Here is a 12269-nt window from a genome sequence, read left to right on the forward strand (position 1 = left end):
GGGTTATTATTTTTGCCTATGATTGGCTGGGAGGTTGGGTGCCAACAGTAAATCAGCTGGTAAAAAAGGCTCGCCGCCCTATCAGTAGAAAGATAAAGGCGGTGGCACTGCGCTATAGGCATAACACCTTGAAGAACCGTACCTGGAAGGAGAAAGGTGGCTCCCCCCAGAAGCGGGGGGTATGCATTGCCGTGAAGACCATGACTCCCAAGAAGCCCAACTCTGCCCTCCGGAAGATCGCCCGGGTGCGGCTCACCAACGGGATTGAGGTGACGGCCTATATCCCGGGGGAGGGCCATAACCTTCAGGAGCACTCGGTGGTCCTCTTGCGGGGGGGCAGAGTAAAGGACCTGCCCGGGGTGCGCTACCACATCATCCGGGGCACCCTCGATTTGGCAGGGGTAGATGCCCGCCGCCAGGGGCGAAGCCGCTATGGCGCTAAGAGGCCCAAGCCCGGGGAGGTAGCTGAGAAGCCCGTGCCCGCTAAGCCCGAGGCGGAGGAGTAGCCATGTCCAGGCGCGGTACGGCGGAAAGGCGGACTGTTGTCCCCGACCCCAAATACAACAGCACTTTAATAGCCCTGCTCATTAACCGGATGATGCTGCGGGGCCAGAAGGCCACTGCCGAAAAGATAGTTTACAGGGCACTGGAACTCATCCAGGCCAAGACCAAGAAAGACCCCATTTCCGTCCTGGAGCCGGCCATCCGCAATGCTACTCCCCTTCTGGAGGTGAAGCCCCGCCGGGTGGGGGGGGCGACCTATCAGGTCCCGATAGAGGTGCGCCAAAACCGGGGCTTCTCCCTGGCCCTCCGGTGGCTGGTGGCCGAGGCCCGCAAACGGCCAGGCAAGTCCATGATAGAGAAACTGGCCGGGGAGCTGATAGATGCCTCCCAGGGGGCGGGAGGGACCGTCAAGAAGCGGGAGGATACGCACAAGATGGCCGAGGCCAACAGGGCCTTTGTGCACTATCGATGGTAAATACGCCTCTTTCCCAGAAGGTCTCAAGCCCCGACAATTCTGTCGGGAAGGGAGAGGTATTTCCCCTGCACCTCATACGCAACATCGGCATCATCGCCCACATAGATGCCGGCAAGACCACCGTCACCGAGCGGACCCTGTATTATACTGGCCGGACCTACAAGATAGGGGAGGTGGATGAGGGAACGGCGGTGATGGACTGGATGGAGCAGGAAAGGGAGAGGGGCATAACCATCACCGCTGCCGCCACTACCTGCACCTGGAAGGACCACCTCATCAACATCATAGATACCCCGGGCCATGTGGACTTCACCGCTGAGGTAGAAAGAAGCCTGCGGGTCCTGGATGGGGGGGTGGTGGTCTTTGACGGGGTGGGTGGGGTGGAGCCACAGTCTGAGACCGTCTGGCGTCAGGCCAATAAATACGGTGTGCCCCGCATTTGCTTTGTAAACAAGATGGACAGGGTGGGGGCTAGCCTCCAAGTCACGGTGGCCCAGATAAAGGAAAGGCTGGGGGCCAGGCCCATCCCCATCCAGCTCCCCCTGGGCAAGGAGCAGGAGTTCCGGGGGGTGGTTGACCTGATTGAGATGAAGGCCTGGGCCTTCCTTGATGACCCCGCCCAGCCCCCACAGGAGGCCTTCCTCCAGCCACAGGAGGAGGGGGAGGTCTTCCTGGCCCGGGAGGCCCTGCTGGAAGGGCTGGCCGAGAGTGATGACCAGATGATGCTCTCCTATGTAGAGGGCCGGGAGGTCTCCTCCAGGGAGATAAGGGCGGCCATCAGGCGGGCCACCCTCTCGGGCCGGATGGTGCCTGTCCTCTGTGGCAGTGCCCTCAGGAATAAGGGCATTCAGCCCCTATTGGATGCTGTCCTCCTCTACTTGCCCTCCCCCCTGGACATGCCCCCGGTGAAGGGCCGGGACCTTCGCACTGGGCAGGAGACCTCCCGCACCCCTGACTCCCCCTTCAGTGCTCTGGCCTTCAAGGTGGTGGCTGACCCCTTCATGGGGCGGCTGGCCTATTTCCGGGTCTATTCTGGGGAGGTAAAGGCAGGGGCCCAGGTATATAACGCCACTCGAGGCACCAAGGAGCGCATTGGGCGCCTGTTGCGTATGCACGCCAACCGCCGGGAGGAGATAGACACCGTCCAGGCCGGGAACATCGCTGCCACCCTGGGCATGAAGAATACATTTACAGGTGATACCCTGTGCGATATGGCCCATCCCATCCTTCTGGAGACCATTTCCTTCCCGGAGCCCGTCATCTCGGTGTCCATTGAGCCCAAGACCAAGGCGGACCAGGACCGGCTTGCCGAGGCCCTCAACCGCCTCTCGGAGGAGGACCCCACCTTCAAGGTAAACCATGATAAGGAAACGGGCCAGACCCTTATCTCGGGCATGGGGGAGCTCCATCTGGAGGTGCTGGTGGACAGGATGCTGCGGGAGTTCAAGGTGGGGGCCCGGGTGGGGAAGCCCCAGGTCGCCTACAAGGAGACAATTACCCAGTCGGTGCGCTCGGAGGGGCGCTTTATCCGTCAGTTTGGTGGCCATGGTCAATATGGCCGCGTCTTTCTGGAGATAGAACCGGGGCCGCGGGGTAGCGGCTTTGTCTTTGAGGAGAATCTGAAGGGCGGGGCGATACCCAAGGAGTATATCGCTCCCGTGGAGGCAGGGGTGAGGGAGGCCCTGGACAATGGGGCCCTGGCCGGATACCCCATAACCGATATCCAGGTCGTTCTGGTGGATGGCAGCTACCACGAGGTGGATTCCTCGGAGATGGCATTCAAGATGGCAGGGTCCATCGGCTTAAAGGAGGGGGTGCTCAAGGCCAAACCTATCCTCCTTGAGCCGGTCGTGAAGATAGAGGTCGTAACCCCGGAGGAATTCATGGGGGAGGTCATCGCTGACCTCAGTAGCCGGCGGGGGCATCTGGAAGGGATAGAGGCGCGGGTGGGCTTTCAGATCATCCGGGCCCATGTCCCCCTGGCGGAGACTTTTGGCTATGCCACCCAGCTCCGCTCCCTTTCCCAGGGCCGCGCCAACTACTCCATGGAGTTTGAGCGCTATGAGGTCCTGCCCCAGGCCCTGACCGAACAGATTGCCCTCCGGGTGCGGGGGAAGATATCTAGCTAAGATGCCTAAACAGAGAATCAGGGTAAAGCTAAAGGCCTATGACCACCGCCTGCTGGACCAGTCGGTGGCCCGCATTGTGGAGACGGCGGAAAGGACAGGGGCCGTGGTGGTGGGGCCTGTTCCCCTCCCCACCCGGATCCATAAGTACTGCGTCATCCGCTCTCCCTTCATTGACAAGGACTCTCGGGAGCAGTTTGAGATCAGGGTCCACAAGCGGCTGATTGATATTGTGGACCCCGGTTCAAAGACAATAGATGCCCTCACCCAGCTCCAGCTCCCCTCGGGCGTAGACATCGAGATCGGGCTATGACAACGGGGGCTGGGACCCTCCCGGGGCTCATCGGCAGGAAGCTGGGCATGACCCAGCTATTCCGTGAGGATGGGGCCGTTATCCCCGTTACCGCCATTGAGGTCGGTCCCTGCACTGTGGTCCAGGTCAAGACCAGAGAAAAAGAGGGCTACAGCGCGGTTCAGATGGGCTTCGGAGAGAAAAAGCGCCTCACCAGCCCGGAGAAGGGACACCTCAAGGGGCTGGGGAGTTTCCGCCACTTGAGGGAGTTCCGGGTTGGGGAGGGAGTGGGGATAGAGGTGGGTCAGAAGTTCGATGTGGGCCTTTTCAAGCCCGGTGATATTGTGGATGTTACCGGGACCTCCAAGGGCAAGGGCTTTGCCGGGGTGGTCAAGCGCCATCACTTTTCCGGAGGGCCCAAGACCCATGGCCAGTCGGACCGCCACCGGGCCCCCGGCTCCATAGGCTCCGCTACCACCCCCGGCCGTGTCTATAAGGGGAAGAAGATGGCGGGGCATATGGGGAACGCGAGGGTAACTGTGATGGGTCAGGAGGTGGTCCAGGCTGACCCGGCCCGGAACCTCCTTCTGGTGAGGGGGGCCGTCCCCGGGCACCAGAATAGCCTGGTGCTCATCCAGAAGGGCCGTCCATGATAAAGACGCCTGTCCATAACCTGGAGGGCCAGGTGAAGGGGGAGATTGAGCTCCAGGGGGAGGTCTTTGGCCTGCCACCCAACCCGGCGGTGGTCCACCAGGCGGTGGTCCGCCATCTGGCCAACCGCCGGCTGGGGACCGTCTCCGTCCGCACCCGGGGGGAGGTGGCGGGGAGTGGCAGGAAGCTCTTCCCCCAGAAACATACCGGACGGGCCCGTGCCGGAGGCCTCCGGGCCCCCCAGCGCCGTGGCAGCGGCAAGGCCTTTGGGCCCAAGCCACGGGACTTCCACCAGCGGATGCCCAAGAAGATGCGTCGGCTGGCCATCAAATGCGCCCTCTCCGACAAACTTCGGGAAGGGGAGATGGTGGTGATAGGCGACCTCAACAACCTGCAGCCCAAGACCCGGGAGATGGAACAGCTCCTGGTGCGACTGGGGGTGGGGGGCTCGGCCCTGGTGGTGACCGAGAAGGCGGAGCCGGCGGTGGTCACAGCCGCCAGCAATCTGCCGGGTATCAAGACCCTGCCTGCCCCTCTCCTTAATACCTATGACATCCTCAAGTATGAGAAGCTGGTCATGACGGTAGAGGCTGTTCGCCAGGCTGAGGCCCTCTGGGGGAGGAAATAGTGCACTTCTCTCAGGTCCTGCGCCGTCCCCTTATTACCGAGAAGATGACCCGTCTGGGGGCGAAGAACAAGTATGCCTTCGAGGTGGACCCCCACGCCAACCGCCTGGAGGTGAGTGGGGCGGTGGAGAAAGCCTTCAATGTCAAGGTGGCCTCGGTCAACATCCTGTGGGTCAAGGGGAAGACAAAGAGGATGGGCCCCCGGCAGTTCGTCACCCCTTCCTGGAAGAAGGCGGTGGTTACCCTGCGGGAGGGCTACAAGCTCCAGCTCTTTGAGGGGGTATAAATTGGCGGTTAAGGTCTATAAGCCCACCTCCCCCGGCCGGCGGGGGATGACGGGCTATAGCTTTGAGGAGATCACCCGGACGGAGCCAGAGAAGTCCCTCCTCCGCCCCTGGAGGCAGAAGGCGGGAAGGAGTGGGGGCAAGATTACCGTCCGCCACCATGGAGGGGGGGCAAAGAAGCTCCTCAGGGTGATTGACTTCAAGCGGGACAAGCTGGGGATACCTGGCAAGGTGGTGTCAATAGAATACGACCCCCTGCGCTCGGGCCGCATCGCCCTGCTCCACTACCCCGATGGAGAGAAGCGCTATATCCTGGCCGCCCTGGGCCTTGGGGTGGGGGACAGCGTTGTCTCCGGTCCCGAGGCGGAGATAAAGGTGGGCAATGCCCTGCCCCTCCGGTTCATCCCTCCTGGCACCACTATCTACAATATTGAGCTTCAGAAGGGGAGGGGGGGCCAGCTGGTGCGCAGTGCCGGCACCTCGGCCCAGGTTATGGCCAGGGAAGGGGACTATGTAACTATCCGTTTGCCCTCAGGGGAGATGAGGAAGGTCCACGGGGAGTGCTATGCCACTGTGGGGCAGGTGGGGAACCTGGAGCACCAGAACATAGTCCTGGGCAAGGCCGGCAGGAAGCGACACCTGGGCATCCGGCCCACGGTGAGGGGTTCGGTCATGAGCCCCAGAGACCATCCCCACGGGGGCGGGGAGGGGAGGAGCCCGATTGGCATGCCGGGCCCCAAGACACCCTGGGGCAAGCCAGCCTTGGGCTACAAGACTAGAAAGAAGAGGAAGCCCTCGGGTAAAATGATAATCCAGCGAAGGAAGAAATGAGCCGTTCTCTTAAGAAGGGTCCTTTTATAGACGCCAAGCTTCTCAAGAAGGTCAAGGCTCAGGTCCAGGCCGGCACCAAGGCGGTGATAAAGACCTGGTCCCGGGCCTCCACCGTTATCCCCGAGATGGTGGGGCTGACTATTGCGGTCCACGATGGCCGCCGCCATGTCCCCAGCCTGATTACTGAGGATATGGTGGGGCACCGGCTGGGGGAGTTCGCCCCCACCCGCACCTTCCGGCGCCATGCTGGAAAGGCGGAAGCGACATTGCCCAAGAAGGAGGCGGGCGGTGCAAGTTAGAGCCCAGGTCAAGGGCCTGGGCTTTTCGGCCCGGAAGGCCCGGCTGGTGGTGGACCTGGTGCGGGGGAAGCCCGTGGATGAGGCCCTGGCCGTCCTTCGCTTTACCACCACCCCTATTGCGCTCTCCATAGCCAAGGTCCTCCGCTCCGCAGCGGCCAATGCGGAAAACAACTACCAGCTAAATCCCAGGGGGCTGAGGGTGGCCCAGATAATGGTCGGTGAGGGGCCCCGGATGAGGAGGGGCCGTCCTCAGGCAAGGGGGCGAATGAATCCCATCCAGCGCCTCTCCTGCCATGTCACAGTTATCGTGGAGGGTGAAAGTGGGGAATAAGGTCCATCCTGTTGGACTGCGCCTTGGCCTCAATCAGGAATGGCAGGCCCGGTGGTTTGCCGAAAAGGAGTATGCCAAGTACCTGGTGGAGGACATGAAGGTAAGAAGGGCCATGCAGCAGAAATACCGCGAGGCCGGGATATCCCGGGTGGATATTGAGCGGCAGTCTAATACCATGAATATCACCCTCCATACCTCCCGCCCCGGGGTGGTCATCGGCCGTGGCGGGCAACGGGTGGAGGAGGTGCGGCAACATCTGGAGAAGCTCACCGGCAATAAGGTGAAGCTTACCATCGAGGAGATCCGTCAGCCGGAGCTGGATGCCTATCTGGTAGCCAAAGGGGTGGCGGAGCAGATGGAGCGGCGGATAGCCTTCCGGCGGGCCATAAAGCAGGCCATAGCCCGCACCATCCAGGCTGGGGCCAAGGGGATAAGGATAATGTGCTCCGGAAGGCTGGGGGGGGGAGAGATAGCCCGGCGGCAGACCCTCAAAGAAGGCCGGCTGCCCCTGCAGACCCTGAGAGCAAATATAGACTTCGGTCTGGCCGAGGCCCGCACTACCATGGGCCGGATAGGGGTCAAGGTCTGGATCTACAAGGGGGATATTATCCCGGAGAAGAAGGCGCAAACAAGCGGAGGCAGCGATGCTACAGCCCAAAAGGGTTAAATACCGCAAGGTCCATCGGGGGCGCATGAAGGGCATGGCCCAGGGAGGCAATAGCCTGGCCTTCGGCGATTACGGCCTCCAGGCCCAGGAGCCCGTCTGGCTGACCGCCCGACAGATTGAGGCCGGCCGGCGGGCCATAACCCATCACCTCAAGCGGGGAGGCAAGATGTGGGTCCGGGTCTTCCCCGATAAGCCCGCCACCAAAAAGCCCTTGGAGACCCGCATGGGTGGCGGCAAGGGGAACCCCGAGTTCTGGGTGGCGGTGACAAGACCGGGCCGCATCCTCTTTGAGATTGCCGGGGTCAAAGAGGAGGATGCCCGGGAGGCCATGAGGCTGGCCGCCTTCAAACTGCCCATAGCCACCCGTTTTCTCTCCCGCTCTATTGAGGCGGCTGCCGGGTGAGAATAGCGGAGGTCCGGGCCCTGCGCCCCGAGGACCTTGAGAGGCAGTTAGAGGAGTCCCGGCGTGAGCTCTTTAACCTGAACTTCCGCCATGCCACCCGCCAACTGGTGAACAGCGCCGAGATAGGGAAGGTGAAGAAGAAGATAGCCCGGCTCCAGACAATATTGAGGGAGAAGGAAATTGGCCTGGAAAAAGAATAAGACCAGGGTGGGCTTGGTGGTCTCCAACAAGATGCAGAAGACCGTGGTGGTGGCGGTGGAGGCGGTGAAGCGCCACCCCCTCTACAGGAAGACTACCAGGCTAACCCGTAAATATAAGGTCCATGATGAGGAGCAGCGCTGCCAGATAGGGGACCAGGTCAAAATAGCTGAAACTCGCCCCCTTTCCAAGGAAAAAAGGTGGCGAGTGGTGGAGGTCCTGGTCCAGGGGAAGAAAGTCGCTTTGCCGGAAGAGGAGAAGGTTGATTCAAACCTACACCCGACTGAGGGTAGCGGATAATACCGGCGCCCGACAGATAATGTGCATCAACATCCCTGGTGGCACCCGCAGGAGGTATGCCCACCTGGGGGATGTGATCGTGGCCGCTGTGAAGCAGGCCATCCCAGGGGGGACGGTGAAGAAGGGGGATGTGGTCCGGGCTGTAGTGGTCCGTACCGTCAAGCCCACACGCCGCCACGATGGTTCCTATGTGCGCTTTGATGAAAATGCGGCGGTCATCATAGATGAGAAGAACAACCCCCGGGGCACCCGGGTCTTCGGCCCGGTGGCCCGGGAGCTGAGGGAGAAGAACTTCCTCAAGATTCTTTCCCTGGCGGCGGAGGTGGTGTAGTGAAGGTGAGGAAGGGGGATACCGTCCTGGTCATCAGTGGGAAAGACCGGGGGAAAAAGGGCAAGGTCCTCCGGGCCCTGCCCTCGGAGAGCCGGGTTATAGTGGAAGGGGCCAACATGATAAAACGCCATCTCCGGGCCCGGCCCCCGGCCCGCCAGGCTGGGGTCGTGGAGCGGGAGGCCCCTATCCATATCTCTGATGTCATGCTCCTCTGCCCCAAGTGCTCCCGGCCGGCCAGGGTGGGCTCCCGCTTTCTGGAGGATGGCAAGGTGGTCAGGGCCTGCCGGGCCTGCGGTGAGGTGATAGAGTGAAGCCCATGCCTCGCCTTAAGGAGAGGTATCAGCAAGAGGTGGTCCCCCGGCTGCTTAAGGAATTCAGCTACAAGACGGTGATGCAGGTCCCCCGCCTTCAGAAGGTGGTGCTCAACATCGGCCTGGGGGAGGTCACCACCAACCCCAAGGCCATGGAGGCGGCCCAAAAGGACCTGGAGGCCATCACAGGACAGCACCCTGTGATCACCAAGGCCCGCAGGTCCATATCCGCCTTCAAACTGCGCCAGGGGATGCCCATCGGGGTTATGGTCACCCTGCGCGGCAGGAGGATGTATGAATTCCTGGACAAGCTGGCCAATGTGGTCCTGCCCCGCATCCGGGACTTTCAGGGCCTTCCCCGCAATTCCTTTGATGGCCGGGGAAACTATACTCTGGGGCTCAAGGAGCAGCTGGCCTTTCCCGAGGTGGACTACGATAAGATAGACAAGGTAAGGGGGCTGGAGGTGGTCATCGTGACCACCTCCCGGAACCCGGAGGAGGGGAGGAAGCTCCTGGAACTCCTGGGGATGCCTTTGCAGAAAGGGTGATGAATGGCTAAAGTATCCAAGATAGTAAAATCCAAAAGGCCGCCCAAGTACAAGGTGCAGCAGCACAACCGTTGCGCCCTATGCGGTAGGCCCCGGGCCTATATGCGCAAGTTTGACCTCTGCCGCATCTGTTTTAGGGAGCTCGCCCTCAAGGGACAGGTCCCGGGGGTGAGGAAGTCCAGCTGGTAGGAAGATGATAAACGACCCTATTGCTGATATGCTCACCCGCCTGCGCAATGGCCTCATGGTCCGGCATGCATCGGTGCTGGTCCCGGCCTCCAGGACCAAGCTGGCCCTTGCCAAGATACTCAAGGAGGAGGGCTTCATCGCTGACTTTGAGGTCATCCGGGGAAAGCCCGCCAAGATAATCAAGGTAACCCTGAGATACCGGGACAAGGCCCAGGCCTATGTTACTGGGCTGAAGAGGGTTTCCCGTCCCGGTCTCCGGGTGTATGTTGGCCGGCGGGAGATACCCCGGGTCTATGGTGGCCTGGGCATAGCCATCCTCTCCACCCCCCAGGGGGTGATGACGGGGCAGGAAGCCTGGAAGCGCAAGCTGGGGGGGGAGCTCCTCTGCTATGTGTGGTGAGCTGATGGAATCTTTTGGGGGTATCAAGATATGTCGCGGGTAGGCCGCAAGCCCATCCCCATCCCTAAAGGGGTAGAGGTGCAGGTTGAAGGGAACCGGGTGACGGTAAAGGGGCCCCGGGGCTCCCTTTCCCGTTCCTTCCCTCCGGATATTGCCATGGCCCTGGAGGGAGACCAGATGGTGGTAAGTCGTCCCAGCGATGACCCCAAGCACCGGGCCCTCCACGGGCTGGTGAGGAGTCTTTTGAACAACATGGTCATCGGGGTGAGCCAGGGCTTTGAGAAATCCCTGGAGATAAGCGGGCTCGGCTATCGGGCCCAGAAGACGGGTGAGAAACTGGTCCTCCAGGTGGGATACTCCCACCCGGTGGAGTTCTCCCCTCCCCAGGGGGTCAACCTTCAGGTGGAGGGCCCCACCCGCATCCGGGTCCAGGGGACGGACAAGGAGAAGGTGGGGCTGGCGGCCGCCCAGCTCCGGGCCGTCAGGCCCCCCGACCCCTACAAGGGGAAGGGGATAAGGTACAGCGACGAAAGGCCCCGTCTCAAGCCGGGCAAGGCCGGGAAAGCGGCCAAGGAGAAGTAATGGCCAGAGTAGCCCCCCGCCAGGCCAGAATTCGCCGTCACCTGAGGGTGAGGAAGAAGGTGAGTGGCGCCGCCGAGCGCCCCCGCCTGGCCGTCTTCCGCAGCCTCAGCCATATCTATGCCCAGGTGGTGGACGACCAGACTGGCAGGTCCCTGGTCGCCGCCTCCAGCCTGGAAAAGGGGTTGCGGGGGGAGGGGGGGACCAAGACCGAAAAGGCGAAAAAGGTTGGAGCCCTGCTGGCCCAGCGGGCCCTCGCGGCTGAAATCAAGAAGGTGGTCTTTGACCGGGGGGGGTTCATCTACCACGGTAGGGTGAAGGCCCTGGCCGAGGCTGCCAGGGAAGGAGGACTCCAGTTCTAAAGATGGCGATGGGAGCCCCTGAAAAGGCCGAGCTGGAATTATCGGAGAAACTGGTTTACATAAACCGGGTGGCCAAGGTAGTGAAGGGGGGAAAGAGGCTCCGTTTCTCCGCCCTGGTGGTGGTGGGGGATGGGCAGGGGCGGGTGGGGGTGGGGCTGGGCAAAGCCCAGGAGGTCCCCGACGCTATCCACAAAGCCGGATATTATGCCCGGAAGAGCATGATAGCAGTCCCCCTCAAGGGGACCACTATTCCCCACGAGGTGAAGGCCGAACTTGGGGCGGCGGTGGTCCTCCTCAAGCCTGCCCACCCCGGCACCGGGGTCATCGCCGCCGGGGCTGTCCGGGCTGTCCTGGAGATGGCGGGGATAAAGGACATCCTGACCAAGTCCCTGGGCTGCTCCAATCCCTTCAATGTCGTCCAGGCCACCCTGAAAGCCCTTTCCATGCTCCGCAACCCCGAGGAGTGGGTGGCCGAGCGTGTGGGAAACAGGAAGGCAGGCCATGAAGCTCCATGAACTGACTCCGCCACTCGGTTCCAAAAGGGAACGGAAGCGGGTGGGGCGGGGGCATGGCAGCGGCCATGGCACCTATTCCGGCCGGGGAAGCAAGGGCCAGAAGGCCCGCACCGGGCCGGAGCCCAGGCCCAGCTTTCAAGGCGGCCAGATCCCCCTCGTAAAGGGCCTTCCTCAGAAGCGGGGTTTTACCAATACTTTCCGCAAGGAGTATAACTGGGTGAACCTGGAAAGCCTGAACATATTTCCCCCGGGCAGCGAGGTGGGCCCAGAGCGCCTGCGGGAAGCGGGGCTTATCAAAGGTCCGGGCTTAGTGAAGGTGCTGGGCCGGGGGGAACTGAAGCACCCCCTGGTGGTAAAGGCTCATGCCTTTTCCGGCTCGGCCAAGAAGGGGATTGAGGCTCTGGGGGGCAAAGCGGAGGTTGTAGTTGCAGAAGAGCGGTAGGCCCGCCCTCATACAGGCCATGATGGATGCCTTCCGCCTGCCCGATTTGAGGGTCCGGCTCCTGTTCACCCTGGGTCTTCTGGTGGTCTTCCGCTTCGTGGCCCATGTGCCTGTACCGGGGGTGAATGTCACGGCCCTCAGAGAGCTCTTTGACAGCAATCAGCTACTGGGGATGCTGGACCTGTTCAGCGGGGGGGCCATGAGGAACCTCTCGGTGGCGGCCATGGGGGTCTATCCCTACATCACCGCCACCATTATCATGCAGCTCATTGTCCCGGTGGTGCCCCGCCTCCAGGCCCTGAGCCGGGAGGGGGAGGTGGGGAGGAGGAAGATAAACCAGTACACCCACTGGCTTACCGTCCCCCTGGCCATGCTTCAGGGCTATGGCCAACTGGTAATCTTGAGGAGCCAGACCCCTCCGGTGATTAGCGGGGTGGGCCTCACGGGCCCCGACCTGCTGCCTACAATGGCCATGATACTCTCTATGACGGCGGGGACTGTCTTCCTGGTCTGGCTGGGGGAGATGATAACCGAGAGGGGCATCGGCAACGGGGTGTCAATCATCATCTTCGGCGGTATCGTGGCGGGCTTGCCGGATATGGTCG

At 61.9% G+C, this 12269-nt stretch carries 24 protein-coding genes; all 24 read left to right on the forward strand.

The window, feature by feature from the left end; genetic code table 11:
* The first annotated feature begins 38 nt into the window (after window positions 1-38).
* Window positions 39-506 (forward strand): 30S ribosomal protein S12, encoded by a 468-nt coding sequence (rpsL, locus tag KJ624_00105; protein MBU2008243.1) that lies wholly within the window; start codon window positions 39-41, stop codon window positions 504-506.
* Window positions 507-508: 2 nt separating this feature from the next.
* Entirely contained in the window at window positions 509-979 is a 471-nt protein-coding gene (gene rpsG / locus KJ624_00110) for a 30S ribosomal protein S7 (GenBank protein ID MBU2008244.1), read from the forward strand.
* Window positions 973-3108, forward strand: coding sequence for an elongation factor G (gene fusA, locus KJ624_00115; GenBank protein MBU2008245.1), 2136 nt, complete (start codon window positions 973-975; stop codon window positions 3106-3108). The genes rpsG and fusA overlap by 7 nt, the downstream gene beginning before the upstream one ends.
* 1 nt (window position 3109) lies before the next feature.
* On the forward strand, window positions 3110-3418 hold the full coding sequence (gene rpsJ / locus KJ624_00120) for a 30S ribosomal protein S10 (GenBank protein ID MBU2008246.1): 309 nt from the start codon (window positions 3110-3112) through the stop codon (window positions 3416-3418).
* Window positions 3415-4050, forward strand: coding sequence for a 50S ribosomal protein L3 (gene rplC / locus KJ624_00125; protein ID MBU2008247.1), 636 nt, complete (start codon window positions 3415-3417; stop codon window positions 4048-4050). The genes rpsJ and rplC overlap by 4 nt, the downstream gene beginning before the upstream one ends.
* A complete protein-coding gene (gene rplD / locus KJ624_00130) occupies window positions 4047-4676 on the forward strand; it encodes a 50S ribosomal protein L4 (protein MBU2008248.1) in 630 nt (209 codons plus the stop codon). The genes rplC and rplD overlap by 4 nt, the downstream gene beginning before the upstream one ends.
* Window positions 4676-4960 carry a 50S ribosomal protein L23 gene (gene rplW, locus KJ624_00135; GenBank protein MBU2008249.1) on the forward strand — a complete coding sequence of 95 codons (285 nt, stop codon included), beginning with the start codon at window positions 4676-4678 and terminating at the stop codon, window positions 4958-4960. The genes rplD and rplW overlap by 1 nt, the downstream gene beginning before the upstream one ends.
* A gap of 1 nt (window position 4961) precedes the next feature.
* Complete coding sequence (rplB, locus tag KJ624_00140) at window positions 4962-5789, forward strand: 50S ribosomal protein L2 (GenBank protein ID MBU2008250.1); 828 nt, start codon at window positions 4962-4964, stop codon at window positions 5787-5789.
* A complete protein-coding gene (rpsS, locus tag KJ624_00145) occupies window positions 5786-6088 on the forward strand; it encodes a 30S ribosomal protein S19 (GenBank protein ID MBU2008251.1) in 303 nt (100 codons plus the stop codon). The genes rplB and rpsS overlap by 4 nt, the downstream gene beginning before the upstream one ends.
* On the forward strand, window positions 6078-6419 hold the full coding sequence (gene rplV, locus KJ624_00150; protein ID MBU2008252.1) for a 50S ribosomal protein L22: 342 nt from the start codon (window positions 6078-6080) through the stop codon (window positions 6417-6419). Before rpsS ends, rplV begins: the two co-directional genes overlap by 11 nt.
* A complete protein-coding gene (gene rpsC / locus KJ624_00155; GenBank protein MBU2008253.1) occupies window positions 6409-7086 on the forward strand; it encodes a 30S ribosomal protein S3 in 678 nt (225 codons plus the stop codon). The genes rplV and rpsC overlap by 11 nt, the downstream gene beginning before the upstream one ends.
* The gene (rplP, locus tag KJ624_00160; GenBank protein ID MBU2008254.1) at window positions 7064-7489 is read left to right on the forward strand and encodes a 50S ribosomal protein L16; all 426 of its coding nucleotides are present in this window, start codon (window positions 7064-7066) and stop codon (window positions 7487-7489) included. The genes rpsC and rplP overlap by 23 nt, the downstream gene beginning before the upstream one ends.
* A complete protein-coding gene (rpmC, locus tag KJ624_00165) occupies window positions 7486-7689 on the forward strand; it encodes a 50S ribosomal protein L29 (GenBank protein ID MBU2008255.1) in 204 nt (67 codons plus the stop codon). The genes rplP and rpmC overlap by 4 nt, the downstream gene beginning before the upstream one ends.
* Window positions 7670-7987 (forward strand): 30S ribosomal protein S17, encoded by a 318-nt coding sequence (gene rpsQ, locus KJ624_00170; protein MBU2008256.1) that lies wholly within the window; start codon window positions 7670-7672, stop codon window positions 7985-7987. The genes rpmC and rpsQ overlap by 20 nt, the downstream gene beginning before the upstream one ends.
* The gene (rplN, locus tag KJ624_00175) at window positions 7950-8318 is read left to right on the forward strand and encodes a 50S ribosomal protein L14 (protein MBU2008257.1); all 369 of its coding nucleotides are present in this window, start codon (window positions 7950-7952) and stop codon (window positions 8316-8318) included. Before rpsQ ends, rplN begins: the two co-directional genes overlap by 38 nt.
* Complete coding sequence (gene rplX / locus KJ624_00180; protein MBU2008258.1) at window positions 8318-8629, forward strand: 50S ribosomal protein L24; 312 nt, start codon at window positions 8318-8320, stop codon at window positions 8627-8629. Before rplN ends, rplX begins: the two co-directional genes overlap by 1 nt.
* 5 nt (window positions 8630-8634) lie before the next feature.
* The gene (gene rplE / locus KJ624_00185) at window positions 8635-9177 is read left to right on the forward strand and encodes a 50S ribosomal protein L5 (protein MBU2008259.1); all 543 of its coding nucleotides are present in this window, start codon (window positions 8635-8637) and stop codon (window positions 9175-9177) included.
* 3 nt (window positions 9178-9180) lie between these two features.
* Window positions 9181-9366, forward strand: a complete 186-nt coding sequence (locus KJ624_00190) for a type Z 30S ribosomal protein S14 (GenBank protein MBU2008260.1) — start codon at window positions 9181-9183, stop codon at window positions 9364-9366.
* A 4-nt stretch (window positions 9367-9370) separates the two neighbouring features.
* Window positions 9371-9766: a 30S ribosomal protein S8 gene (gene rpsH, locus KJ624_00195; protein ID MBU2008261.1), complete on the forward strand. Its 396-nt coding sequence runs from the start codon at window positions 9371-9373 to the stop codon at window positions 9764-9766.
* A 30-nt stretch (window positions 9767-9796) separates the two neighbouring features.
* Complete coding sequence (gene rplF / locus KJ624_00200; GenBank protein ID MBU2008262.1) at window positions 9797-10348, forward strand: 50S ribosomal protein L6; 552 nt, start codon at window positions 9797-9799, stop codon at window positions 10346-10348.
* Complete coding sequence (gene rplR / locus KJ624_00205; GenBank protein ID MBU2008263.1) at window positions 10348-10707, forward strand: 50S ribosomal protein L18; 360 nt, start codon at window positions 10348-10350, stop codon at window positions 10705-10707. The genes rplF and rplR overlap by 1 nt, the downstream gene beginning before the upstream one ends.
* Window positions 10708-10715: 8 nt before the next feature.
* Entirely contained in the window at window positions 10716-11222 is a 507-nt protein-coding gene (gene rpsE, locus KJ624_00210; protein ID MBU2008264.1) for a 30S ribosomal protein S5, read from the forward strand.
* Window positions 11209-11664: a 50S ribosomal protein L15 gene (gene rplO, locus KJ624_00215; GenBank protein MBU2008265.1), complete on the forward strand. Its 456-nt coding sequence runs from the start codon at window positions 11209-11211 to the stop codon at window positions 11662-11664. The genes rpsE and rplO overlap by 14 nt, the downstream gene beginning before the upstream one ends.
* A 19-nt stretch (window positions 11665-11683) precedes the next feature.
* Window positions 11684-12269: preprotein translocase subunit SecY (locus KJ624_00220; protein ID MBU2008266.1), on the forward strand; the 586-nt coding region annotated here is incomplete at its 3' end.

This window comes from Chloroflexota bacterium (genome assembly GCA_018825785.1).
GTDB lineage: Bacteria > Chloroflexota > Dehalococcoidia > JACVQG01 > JAHKAY01 > JAHKAY01.